This is a genomic window from Pseudonocardia sp. ICBG162 (assembly GCF_020496225.1).
GTDB lineage: Bacteria > Actinomycetota > Actinomycetes > Mycobacteriales > Pseudonocardiaceae > Pseudonocardia > Pseudonocardia alni.
This window is the reverse complement of sequence record NZ_JAHLJD010000017.1, coordinates 142,878-154,653: the sequence shown is the minus strand read 5'-3', so window position 1 is coordinate 154,653 and position 11,776 is coordinate 142,878. Positions and strand designations below refer to the sequence as shown.

Genomic DNA, 11,776 nt, shown 5'->3' with positions numbered 1-11,776 from the left:
GCGCGGCAACCACACCGGTGTGAACAGCGTGTCACGCGCGGTAGGAGCGTCTCCGTTCGTCGGCGAGGAAGTGCGCGGTCTCCCGGGTGGCGGTGTAGAGCGAGCGGTAGTGCGGGTGGAAGCGGTCGTAGACCTCGCGGGCCGCCGGGTCCGGCTCGATCGTGCGGGCGACCGGGTTCCAGTCGCGCAGCCGCGGCTCGGCCCCGGTCGCGACGGCGGCCAGCCACGCGTCGCCGAGCGCGGCGCCGACGGTCTGCTCCGGCACGTCCTGCGGGACCCCGGTCACGTCGGTGACGATCCGGGTCCACAGCCCGCCCTGCACCCCGCCGCCGACGGCGACCAGGCGCTTCGTGCCGCCGCCCGCGGACCGCATGACCTCCAGGTTGTGCCGTACGCCGTGCGCGATGCCCTCCAGCGCGGCCCGGTAGACCTCGCCGCGGGTGTGCCCGGTGGTCAGCCCGGCGAGCACGCCGCGGGCGTCCGGGTCGAACAGCGGGGTCCGCTCCCCGGCGAAGTAGGGGAGCAGCAGCAGCCCGCCGCTGCCCGGCGGTACCTCCGCGGCCTCGGCGACGAGCTCGGTGAAGCCCTCCCCGGTGAGGTCGCGCAGCCAGTTCGTGATCGCCCCGGAGGTCGCCATCCCGGCGGCCAGGGTGAACGACCCCGGTACGACGCCACGGGTCGTCCACATCGCCGGGTGCGGGTGCGGGCGGTCGATGACCTCGATGAGGAACATCGTCGTCCCGTACATGACCATGACCTCCCCGGCGCCGGTGACGCCGGCGCTGGTGGCCTCGGCCCAGGCGTCGACGGTGCCCGCGGTGACCGGCAGCCCCTCCGGTAGGCCGGTCGCGGCGGCCGCCGCCGCGCTCACCCGCCCGGCGACCTCGGTCGGCCACAGCAGCCGGGGCAGCGTGATGCCCGGGGCGGTGCGCTCGGCCCAGTCGGGCGCCCAGTCCGCGGCGGTCAGGTCGTACATCGGGTCGCACTGGCTGGCCGAGTGGTGGTCGAGCACGTACTCGCCGGTGAGCCGGTGCACCAGGTACGACGAGCACATCAGGAACATCTCGGTGCGGGCGAACACCTCCGGCTCGTGCCGGGCCAGCCACCGCCACTTCGGCCCCACCGCCTGCGAGGACAGCGGTGTCCCGGCCCGGGCCAGGATCGCGTCCTCGCCCAGCTCCGCGTTCAGCTCGTCGATCTCGGTGCCGGCGCGGGTGTCGACGCCGTAGAGGATCGCCGGGCGCAGCGGGCGGCCGTCTCCGTCGGTGGGGAGCAGGGTCGGCCCGATCCCCGACACCCCCAGCCCGGCGAGCTCGGCGCCGTCGTCGAGGGCGGGCAGCAGCTCCCGCACGACCGCGACGAAGTCACCCCACCAGACGGCTTCGGCGTCGTGCTCCACGTGGCCGGGCAGCGGCTGTGCGGTCTCGTGCGCCCGGTCGGCCCGGGCCAGCACCCGGCCGCCGGCGTCGACGAGGACGCCCTTCGAACCCGACGTACCGATGTCGACGCCCAGATACACGCGCATGGGACGTTCCTACCGTCCCCCGCCCGTGGTGCACACAGAACGGGCGCAGAACATTCGTGCAGGTCGACGCGCGCGGTGGGCCGGGGCGCCGCAGACTTCTCCGGTGCAGCTGCCCACACCCGACCCGGACACCGCGACCGACTGGGTCCGCGAGCACCTCGGTGACCTCTGCCGCGACGAGCCCGTCGCCTCCGGTGCGTTTCGTGGCGGGCAGACCACGGCCGACGCCGCCGTCGCGGCACTGGACCTGACCGGCTACGCGAAGCGGCGCAACGAGGTGCTGCCGGTGTCGCGGCGCGGCGCGACGGCGCTGTCGCCGTGGATCCGGCACGGGCTGGTCGACCTGCCGACCGCCTGGGACGCCGCCGCCGACGCCCCGCCGCGCGACCGCGCCAAGTTCCGCGACGAGCTGTGCTGGCAGGAGTACGCCCGCCACCTCTACGCCCGGCTCGGCACCCGCACCCGCTCCGCGCTGCGCGCGGCCCCCGCCCGCGCCGAACAGGGGTGGGACGAGCCGTGGCCCGCCGAGATGGCCTGCGTCGACGCCTGCCTCACCGAGCTGCACACCGACGGCTGGCTGGTGAACCAGACCCGCATGTGGCTGTCCTCGCAGTGGACCGTGCGCGCCGGGCACGAGTGGGCGGGCGGGGAGAGCGAGTTCTTCGCGCACCTGCTCGACGGCTCCCGCGCGGCGAACCGGCTCGGCTGGCAGTGGACCGTCGGCGCCGGGACCGGCAAGCCCTACGGCTTCTCCCGCTGGCAGGTCCGCAAGCGCGCCCCGCAGCTGTGCGGGAGCTGCGCGCTGTCCGACGCCTGCCCGATCGAGCACTGGCCCGCCGACCCGCCGTCGCGCCCGGCCCCCGAGCACGACCCGCGGCTGCGCTCGGACCCCGACCCGGAGACGACCGGGGGACCGGCCGCCCCGGTCGCCACCGGCGCCGAGCCGGAGGCGGTGTGGCTGACGGCGGAGTCGCTCGGCGACGCCGACCCCGCCCTCGACGCCCACCCGGACCTGCCCGCGGTGTTCGTGTTCGACGAGCCGCTGCTGCGCCGGCTGCGGCTGTCCGGCAAACGGCTGGTGTTCCTCGCGCAGACCCTCGCCGACCTGGGCGGACGCCGTGCGGTGCTGGTGCACCGCGGCACCGTCGCCGACGAGCTCGACGGCACGCCCGTCGCGGTCACCCACGCCCCGGTCCCCGGGTTCACCACCCGCTCCGCCGCCGTCCGCCCGGTCGTGGTGCACCCCTGGCCGTGGCTGTACCGCCCGCACGCCGGACCGGTCACCTCGTTCACCGCCTGGCGCAGGCGGCTGCCCCGGCGTGGGGGGAAACCATCCACGACACCCCCTCAGCAAGGGGCGTGAGGCGGGACCGTCCACAGCCGGTCGGGTGACGGCGTTCCGCACGTCCCGGCCCGCGACGACCGTGGCGGCATGACCGCCTGCCCCCAGCCCGACCCCCTCCCCGGCCCCTGCCCCGACCCGTCGCCGGGGGCGGGGGACCCGCCCGCCACCGGGTGGCCCCCCGACACCACGCCCGGTCCCGGTCTGCGGCTCGACCGGCCCGCCGAACTCATCGCCGCGGTCCCGGTGCTGCTCGGCTTCCACCCCCGGGACTCGCTGGTGCTCGTCTCGGTCACCGGGCCGCACCTCGACGACCGGCTCGGGCTCACCGTGCGGGTCGACCTGCCGCGCTCGTCGGCGTCGGCCCGCCGGGTGTGCCGGGAGGCGGTCGGGGTGCTCACCGGGGAACGGCCCGCCCGGGCACTGGCGCTCGTCGTGCGCGACCCGGGCCCCGCCGGGCCGGGTCCGCGCCGGAGCCGCCGGGACGTGGGGGCCGCCGCGCGGCGGGAGCTGCTCGACGCCGGGATCGAGCCGATCGCGGCACTCTGGGCGACCGGTACCCGGGCGGGGGACCGGTGGGGCTGCTTCGACCTGCCCTGCACCTGCGGCGGGCTGCTGCCCGACGCCGCGTCGACCACGCTCGGGGTCACGGCCGCGGTCCGCGACGGCCGGGCCGTCCTGCCCGACCGCGCCGCGGTGCTCGCCCCGCTCGACTCCGACGCCGGTACCCGCCGTCGCCGGGCCCGGCTGCGCGACACCGGCGCCGCACCGGCCCGGGTCGGTGCCGCGACCGGCACCGCCCTGCTCGACGCCTGCCTGGACGAGGCCGCGGCGAGCCGGCTCGTCGTCGACGACCGGCTCGCGCTGGCCCTGTGCGGCGCCCTCGACGTCGGCGACGTGCGCGACGAGGCATTGCGCCGCTGCCTGGGCGGTCGCGCGGCGGACGCCGAGCAGCTGTGGGCGGTGCTGGTCGCGGCCCTGCCGTCACCGCAGCGGGCGCACCCGCTGGCCCTGCTCGTGGTGTGCGCCCTGCTGCGCGGCGACGGGGCGCTCGCGACCGGGGCGGTGGAGCGGGCGCTGGCCGAGCGGCCCGACCACGTCCTCGCCGGGGTGGTGGCGGCGAGCCTGCACGGAACCCGCGACCCGCGCTCACCCACCGCACGGTGGGCGGGCCCGGGCGGGCTGCGGCGGCTGCTCACCGCGATGCTCGACCCGCACGCGCCCGACGGCCCGGCCGTCCGGTGAGCCCGCCGGTCGAGGGGGTGGGCCGCTGCTCAGCCGGTGGACACGTAGGGGTCGGCCGCGAGCCGCGCGAACGCCGCCGCCGCCTCGGGGGAGGAGCCGACCTGCCAGTGGCGTTCCTTGTCGACGTCGAACCACACCACGGCCCGGATCAGCGGGAACCGGTCCCGCAGCGTCGGCACGACGTCGTCGATCCACGCGGCCTTGTCGCCCCCGCGGTCGTCCGAGGCGGTCTCGCCGACCAGGATCGGCTTGCCGTGGCCGGCGACGGCGTCGTAGAGCGGGCCGAACACCTCGCCGAAGGACTGCCAGGTGAACGCCGGGTCGGAGGTGCCCCAGTTGTAGCCGTCCATCCCGATCCAGTCGACGTAGTCGTCGCCCGGGTAGTAGGCGGTCGCGGGTGGCGCTCCGGCCGAGTCGGTGTTGTTCGGCGCCCACACCCACACCACGTTGTCGGCGCCGGCCTCGGTGAACACGTCGTGCACGTGCCGCCACGCGGCGACGTAGAGCGCCGGGTCGTGTCCGCCCCAGCCCTCCTCCTCGTTCATCTCCGCGGCGAGGTCGAGGAAGAACGGTGAGCGCAGGGCCGCCGCCTGCTGCGCGCGGGTGCGCAGCATCGCGTCGTACCGGCCGGCGACGATGTCGGGGAACGCGACGTCGAAGGGCTCCCAGTTCACCAGCGGGATCCGGCCGGCCGCGAGGTCCTCGGCGACGACCGGCGAGGTCGCCCACTCCGACGGCCAGTCGACGTAGGTCAGGTGGATCCGCGGGGTCCGGCCGATCGCGGCGGTGGTGTCGGCGATGCTGCCGGAGCCGTAGTACAGGCCGAGGTGGATGCCGTGCCCGGCGACCAGCGGGACCGCGTCGTCGGCCGGCTCCGGGGCGGCGGCGGTGCAGCCGACGAGGACCGCACCGAGGAGTGCGACGGCGGCGGTCGCGGTGAGCGCCCGCCGCACGGTGGAGGTCCGGGTCATCGGGACCGGGCGAACTCCCAGGCGTCGCCGACGATCTCGGCGATCGCGGTCCGCGACGGCTTCCAGCCCAGCTGCTGCGCGGCCTGCTCGCTCGAGGCCACCAGCACCGCGGGGTCACCGGCGCGGCGCGGCGCGACGACGGCCGGGATCGGGTGCCCGGTCACCGCGCGGCAGGCCTCGACCACCTCGAGCACGGAGAACCCGTGACCGCTGCCGAGGTTGTAGATGTCGTGCCGCCCCGCGACGGCGTGGGTCAGCGCGAGCAGGTGGGCCTCGGCGAGGTCGTCGACGTGGATGTAGTCGCGCACGCAGGAGCCGTCGGGAGTGGGCCAGTCGTCGCCGTAGACCGCGATCGACTCACGGGTGCCCGCGGCGACCTGCAGGACCAGGGGGATCAGGTGGGTCTCGACCGCGTGCCGCTCCCCGAGCGGGGTGGCACCGGACAGGTGCGCCCCGGCCACGTTGAAGTACCGCAGGCTCGTCGCGGCCAGGCCGTGCGCCGTCGCGTAGGAGGTGATCATGTGGTCGATCGCGAGCTTGCTCGCCCCGTAGGGGTTGGTCGGCCGGGTCGGCGCGGTCTCCGGGATCGGGACCTGCTCCGGCTCGCCGTAGGTGGCGGCGGTGGAGGAGAACACCAGCCGCGGTACCGCGTGCTCCCGGACCGCCTCGAGCAGCCGGAACGAGGCCACGACGTTGCCGTCCCAGTACTTCTCGGGCTTCTCGACGGACTCCCCGACCAGCGAGCGGGCGGCGTAGTGCAGCACGCCGTCGAACCCGCCGCGGCCCAGGACCTCCCCGGCGCGGGCACCGAGCTCACCCTCGACGAACTCCGCGCCCGCGGGCACGGCGTCGCGGTGGCCGGTGGACAGGTCGTCGAGCACGACGACCTCGTGGCCGGCGTCGAGCAGGTGTGCGGCGCACACGCTGCCCACGTAGCCCGCGCCGCCGGTGACGAGCAGCTTCACGTGTGTGGATCCTCCTCAGACGGCGCGGACGAGCACGGCGTGCGCGACCGGCGGAGCGACGGTCGACTTCTCGTCCTCCGAGCTCACCGGCACCGGGTCGCCGAAGCGGGAGATCGGGCCGACGTCGACCGCGTTGCCGGGCACGATCCCGGCGAGCTTCAGCTCGCCCATGAGGTCGGAGTCCAGCTGCACGTGCTCGGCGATCCGCCGGATCTCGACGCGACCGCCACCGCGGCGGGCCAGCTCGTCGAGCCGCTGCAGGCCGACCTCGAGCGTGGGCGGCACCGACGACGACGTCGACGCGTCGTCCCCGCGCTCCAGCTCCTCCAGACCCGGGATCGGGTTGCCGTAGGGCGAGACGGTCGGCTTGTCGAGCAGGCGGAGCAGCTTGCGCTCGACGTCCTCGCTCATCACGTGCTCCCAGCGGCACGCCTCGGCGTGGACGAGCTCCCACTCGAGCCCGATCACGTCGATCAGCAACCGCTCGGCGAGGCGGTGCTTGCGCATGACGGCGACGGCGCGGCCGCGGCCCTCGTCGGTCAGCTCGAGGTGGCGGTCCCCGGCCACGACGACGAGTCCGTCGCGTTCCATACGGGCCACCGTCTGGCTGACGGTCGGCCCGCTCTGTCCGAGGCGTTCGGCGATCCGCGCGCGCAGCGGGACGACGCCTTCCTCCTCGAGTTCGTAGATGGTGCGGAGGTACATCTCCGTGGTGTCGATGAGGTCGTTCACGTGGGGCCCCTTCGTTCGACGTCCAGTCTACCCAGCGCGGCTCCCGCGCACGGCGAGCCCGTCCGGGGCAGGATGGGCCGCGTGTCCGGATCCATGATCCCCCCTTCGGAACTCGCCGGCCTGCTGGGGCCCGCCCCGGCCGCCGGCACCTTACGGCCGGTGGTGCTCGACGTCCGGTGGCGTCTGGTCGGCCCGCCCGGCCGCGAGGACCACGGGGCCCACCGGATCCCCGGTGCGGTGTTCGTCGACCTCGACACCGAGCTGTCCGCGGGCCCCGCGCGCCCCGGCCCCGGCGGGCGCCACCCGCTGCCGGAACCCGCTGCGCTGCAGGAGGTCCTGCGCCGGGCCGGGATCCGCGACGACGCCGGCGACCAGCTCGTCGTCGCCTACGACGACCTCGACGGCTCGGTCGCCGCGCGCGCCTGGTGGCTGCTGCGCTGGGCCGGCGTCGCGCCCGGCCGGGTCCGGGTGCTCGACGGCGGGTTCGCCGGCTGGCAGGCCGCGCGGCTGCCCGTGGCCGGCACCGGCCCGGGTGCCGGGGCGCCGGAACCGGAGCCCCTGCCGCCCGGCGATCTGGTGGTCCGGCCGGGCGGGATGCCCGTCGTCGACGCCGACGGGGCCGCCGCGCTGGCCCGCGACGGCGTGCTCCTCGACGCCCGCGCCGCCGCCCGCTTCCGCGGTGAGACCGAGCCGGTCGACCCGCGCGCCGGGCACGTCCCCGGTGCCCGCAGCACCCCGGCCGCGGCGAACACCGGCCCGGACGGGCGCTGGCAGCCCGCCGGCACGCTGGCCGAGCGCTTCCGCGCCGCCGGCGTCGCACCGGGTGTCGCGACCGGCGCCTACTGCGGGTCCGGCGTCAACGCCTGCGCCCTGGTGCTCGCGCTGGAGGAGTCCGGCCTCACCACGCCGGACGCCCCGGCCGCGCTGTACCCCGGGTCGTGGTCGGAGTGGAGCGCCGACCCGGACCGCCCGGCGGAGACCGGGGACCGGCCGTGGGCCGCGCGGGAGTGACCGCGCCCGCCGGCCTGGCATACGGTTCCGGCCCATGAGCGCTCGCACGTCGGTGGTGTGGACTCCGGAGTTCCTGACCTACCAGCTGTCCGACGACCACCCCCTCAACCCGGTGCGGCTGGAGCTGATGATGGAGCTCTCCCGCGGGCTGGGGGTGCTCGACGGCGTCGACCTCGTCGTCCCGGAGCCGGCGGGCGAGGTGGACCTGACCCGGGTGCACACCCCCGGCTTCCAGACGGCGGTCAAGTCCGCCCCCGAGGCGCCGTTCGGCGTCGGCCACGGGCTGGGCACCGCCGACAACCCGATCTTCTTCGGCATGCACGAGGCGTCCGCGCTGATCGCGGGCGGCTCGGTCGCCGCCGCCCGGGAGATCGCCGAGGGCCGCGCGGACCGCGCGGTGAACATGGCGGGCGGGCTGCACCACGCGATGCGCGACCGCGCCGCGGGCTTCTGCGTCTACAACGACTGCTCGGTCGCGATCGCCTGGCTGCTGGAGCAGGGCTACGAGCGCATCGCCTACGTCGACGTCGACGTCCACCACGGCGACGGCGTGCAGGACTGCTTCTACGACGACCCCCGGGTGCTGACGATCTCGCTGCACCAGCACCCGCTCACCCTGTGGCCGGGCACCGGCTGGGCGGGGGAGATCGGCCGCGGTGCCGGCGAGGGCTACGCCGTCAACGTCTCGCTGCCCCCCGGCACCGGCGATGCGGGCTGGCTGCGCGCCTTCCACGGCGTCGTGCCGTCGCTGCTGGAGTCGTTCCGCCCGCAGGTGCTGGTCACCGAGTGCGGCGCGGACACCCACTCCGAGGACCCGCTGGCGAACCTGGAGCTGTCGGTCGACGGCCACCGGGCGATCTACCACGCGTTGCGCGAGATGGCCGAGACCACCGCGGGCGGCAAGTGGCTGGTGCTCGGCGGCGGCGGGTACGCCCTCTACCGGGTGGTCCCGCGCTCGTGGACGCACCTGATGGCCGTCGCCCTGGACCGCGACCTGGACCCGGACACCTCCATCCCCGCGGACTGGACCGCGCTCGCCGCGACCCGGACCCGCTCGCCGCTGCCGGTCTCGATGTCCGACGGGGCCGACCCGGCCTTCGAGCGGTGGGGCGGCTCGTTCGGCGAGCGCGTCGACTCCGCGATCCTGGAGACCCGTCGTGCGGTGTTCCCGCTGCACGGCCTCGACCCCGACGACCCGCGGGACTGAGACCGACCATGACCGAGAAGACCGACGAGACCCCGGCCGTCGCCCCCGGGCACCCCTACCCGCGGCACTGGGAGGCCGACGTCGTCGCCTCCGACGGCGGGATCGTGCACCTGCGCCCGATCCTGCCCGGCGACGCCGACGCGCTGCTGGCCTTCCACGCCAAGCTGTCCGACCGCACCCGCTACCTGCGCTACTTCGGCCCGTACCCGCGGATCTCGGCGCGGGACCTGGAGCGGTTCACCGTCGTCGACCACCGGACCCGGGTCGCGTTCCTGGCGCTGCTCGGCGACGAGATCATCGCGGTCGGCCGCTACGAGGGGCTGACTCCCGGCGGCGGGGCGGCCGCCCAGGAGGGGGCGGGCACCGACAAGCCGGTCACCTCCGCGGAGGTCGCGTTCGTCGTCCGCGACGACCACCAGTCCCGCGGCCTCGGCTCGATCCTGCTCGAGCACCTCGCCGCCGCGGCCCGGGAGAACGGGCTGTCCCGGTTCGAGGCCGAGGTGCTGGTGGAGAACCACGCCATGGTGCGGGTGTTCCGCGAGGCCGGCTACGGCGTCACGCGGGCCTTCGCCGAGGGCGTCCTGCACCTCGAGTTCGACATCGACCCCACCGAGAAGTCGATCGCGGTCCGCTACTCGCGCGAGCAGGCCGCCGAGGCCCGCAGCGTCGCGAACCTGCTGCACCCGACCTCGGTGGCGGTGATCGGCGCGTCCGCGGACGAGACCAAGATCGGTCACGCCGTCCTGCTGAACCTGCTGCGCGCCGGGTTCACCGGCCCGGTCTACCCGGTCAACCCCGACGCCCGCTCGGTGCGGGGCGTGCGCGCCTACCCGTCGGTGATCGACATCCCGGACGAGGTGGACCTCGCGGTCGTCGCCGTCCCGGCCGCGAACATCGACGAGGTCATGGACTCCTGCCTGGCCAAGGGCGTGAAGGTGCTGGTCGTGATCAGCTCCGGCTTCGCCGACGCCGGTGACGACGGCGGCACCGTCGCCGAGCGCAGGCTGGTCGCCGAGGCTCGGGCGCACGGGATGCGGGTGGTCGGGCCGAACGCACTCGGCGTCGCCAACCCCGACCCGTCGGTGCGGCTCAACGCGACCCTCGCCCCGCGGATGCCCGGGCACGGGCGCACCGGGTTCTTCTGCCAGTCCGGCGCGCTCGGCAGCGCCATCCTCGCGAACGCCCGCACCCGCGGGCTGGGCCTGTCGTCGTTCGTGTCGGCGGGCAACCGCGCCGACGTGTCCGGCAACGACCTGATGCAGTACTGGCAGACCGACCCGAGCACCGAGCAGGTGCTGCTCTACCTGGAGACCTTCGGCAACCCGCGCAAGTTCGCCCGGGTCGCCCGCAGGCTGGCCCGCACCAAGCCGGTGATCGCGGTGAAGTCCGGCCGGCACACCGGGACGCTGCCGTCGCTGGCCTCGGTCGGGGCACCGATCGACGAGTCCAGCGTGCAGGCGCTGTTCGAGCAGTCCGGGGTCATCCGCGTGCAGACGCTGCCGCAGATGTTCGACACCGCCCTGCTCATCGCCCACCAGCCGCTGCCGAAGGGCCGCCGGGTCGCGGTCGTCGGCAACTCCACCGCGGTGAACCTGCTGGTCCTCGACGGGCTGCTCGACGAGGGCCTGGAGCTGGCGGGGGACCCGGTCGACGTCGGCACCCAGGCCTCCCCGGAGGCGTTCGCCGGCGCGGTCCGCGCGACCCTGGACGGCGACGCCCGCCCGGACGCACTCATCGCGGTGTTCGTCCCGCCGGTCGCGGTGGCCGGCCGGGACCACGCGCACGCCCTGCGCGACGCCGCGGGCGGTGCCGGGGTCCCGGTCATCGCGGTGTTCCTCGCCGCCGAGGGCATCCCGGCGGAGCTGTCGGTCCCCGGCGCGGACGGCACCCCCGGCCGCGGGTCGGTGCCGAGCTTCGCCAGCCCCGAGCGGGCGACGTCGGCGCTGGGCCGGGTCAGCCGCTACGCGCAGTGGCGCGACACCCCGGTGGGGGAGTTCGTCGTGCCCGAGGGCATCGACGTCGACCGCGCGCGGGAGCTCGTCGCGTCGTTCGGGCCGGACACCCGGCACACCCTCACCGACGACGAGGCCGTCGACCTGCTCGCCTGCTACGGCCTGGAGGTGATCACCTTCCGCCGGGCGACGGGCGCCGACGACGCCGTCGCCGCCGCCGAGCAGGTCGGCTACCCGGTGGTCATCAAGGCGACCGCGGACCAGTGGCGGCACCGCGGCGACTTCGTCGGGGTGCGCCTGGACCTGGTCTCGGAGGAGGCCCTGCGCGTCGCGCACGCGGAGCTGTCGCGGGTGACCGGGTCCGACGAGGTCTACGTGCAGCGGATGGCCCCGAAGGGCACGTCGTGCACGGTGGAGGTCGTCGACGACCCGTCGTTCGGGTCGCTGGTGGCGTTCGGGCTGTCCGGGATGGCGACCGAGCTGCTCGACGACCGCGCCTACCGGGTCCTGCCGGTGTCGATCGAGGACGCGGCCCGGCTGGTGCGGGCCCCGCGGGCGGCGCCGCTGCTCACCGGCTACCGCGGCACCGACCCGGTCGACCTCGCCGCGCTGGAGGACGTCGTGCTGCGGATCGGGCGGCTCGTGGAGGACCTGCCGCAGGTCCGCTCGCTCGCCCTCGACCCGGTGCTGGCCTCGCCGCAGGGCGCCTTCGTGGCCGGGGCCCGGGTGACGATCGGCCCGGTGCCCGACCGCCGCGACGCGGGCCCCCGCCGCCTGCGCTGACCCGCCCCGCGCGCCGCCGGGGAGCCGGCGGCGCGCGGGGCGG

The 11,776-nt window shown here is 75.9% G+C and carries 9 protein-coding genes; 5 read left to right on the top strand and 4 right to left on the bottom strand.

What is annotated here, in order from left to right; all coding sequences use genetic code 11:
- Positions 1-31: 31 nt before the first annotated feature.
- Positions 32-1,525: an FGGY-family carbohydrate kinase gene (locus KPL60_RS14795; RefSeq protein WP_226366178.1), complete on the bottom strand. Its 1,494-nt coding sequence runs from the start codon at positions 1,523-1,525 to the stop codon at positions 32-34.
- Positions 1,526-1,628: 103 nt separating this feature from the next.
- On the opposite strand from KPL60_RS14795, the gene KPL60_RS14790 reads away from it, so the two are divergent.
- Together KPL60_RS14790 and KPL60_RS14785 are read left to right on the top strand one after the other, a co-directional pair.
- Positions 1,629-2,888: an FAD-binding domain-containing protein gene (locus tag KPL60_RS14790; RefSeq protein WP_226366177.1), complete on the top strand. Its 1,260-nt coding sequence runs from the start codon at positions 1,629-1,631 to the stop codon at positions 2,886-2,888.
- Between the two features lie 69 nt (positions 2,889-2,957).
- On the top strand, positions 2,958-4,112 hold the full coding sequence (locus KPL60_RS14785) for a DUF4192 domain-containing protein (RefSeq protein ID WP_226366176.1): 1,155 nt from the start codon (positions 2,958-2,960) through the stop codon (positions 4,110-4,112).
- A gap of 29 nt (positions 4,113-4,141) precedes the next feature.
- On the opposite strand, the gene KPL60_RS14780 is transcribed toward KPL60_RS14785, so the two are convergent.
- The 3 genes from KPL60_RS14780 to KPL60_RS14770 are packed head-to-tail and all read right to left on the bottom strand — an operon-like array spanning position 4,142 to position 6,780.
- Positions 4,142-5,083 carry a glycoside hydrolase family 26 protein gene (locus KPL60_RS14780; RefSeq protein ID WP_226366175.1) on the bottom strand — a complete coding sequence of 314 codons (942 nt, stop codon included), beginning with the start codon at positions 5,081-5,083 and terminating at the stop codon, positions 4,142-4,144.
- The gene (gene galE, locus KPL60_RS14775) at positions 5,080-6,048 is read right to left on the bottom strand and encodes a UDP-glucose 4-epimerase GalE (RefSeq protein ID WP_226366174.1); all 969 of its coding nucleotides are present in this window, start codon (positions 6,046-6,048) and stop codon (positions 5,080-5,082) included. Before galE ends, KPL60_RS14780 begins: the two co-directional genes overlap by 4 nt.
- A 15-nt stretch (positions 6,049-6,063) precedes the next feature.
- Positions 6,064-6,780, bottom strand: a complete 717-nt coding sequence (locus tag KPL60_RS14770; RefSeq protein WP_226357723.1) for a metal-dependent transcriptional regulator — start codon at positions 6,778-6,780, stop codon at positions 6,064-6,066.
- Between the two features lie 72 nt (positions 6,781-6,852).
- Between KPL60_RS14770 and KPL60_RS14765 the strand changes: the two genes are divergently transcribed.
- The 3 genes from KPL60_RS14765 to KPL60_RS14755 are packed head-to-tail and all read left to right on the top strand — an operon-like array spanning position 6,853 to position 11,733.
- Complete coding sequence (locus KPL60_RS14765; protein ID WP_374228679.1) at positions 6,853-7,791, top strand: sulfurtransferase; 939 nt, start codon at positions 6,853-6,855, stop codon at positions 7,789-7,791.
- 34 nt (positions 7,792-7,825) lie between these two features.
- Complete coding sequence (locus tag KPL60_RS14760; RefSeq protein WP_226366173.1) at positions 7,826-8,998, top strand: acetoin utilization protein AcuC; 1,173 nt, start codon at positions 7,826-7,828, stop codon at positions 8,996-8,998.
- A gap of 8 nt (positions 8,999-9,006) precedes the next feature.
- The gene (locus KPL60_RS14755) at positions 9,007-11,733 is read left to right on the top strand and encodes a bifunctional GNAT family N-acetyltransferase/acetate--CoA ligase family protein (protein WP_226366172.1); all 2,727 of its coding nucleotides are present in this window, start codon (positions 9,007-9,009) and stop codon (positions 11,731-11,733) included.
- Positions 11,734-11,776: the final 43 nt, after the last annotated feature.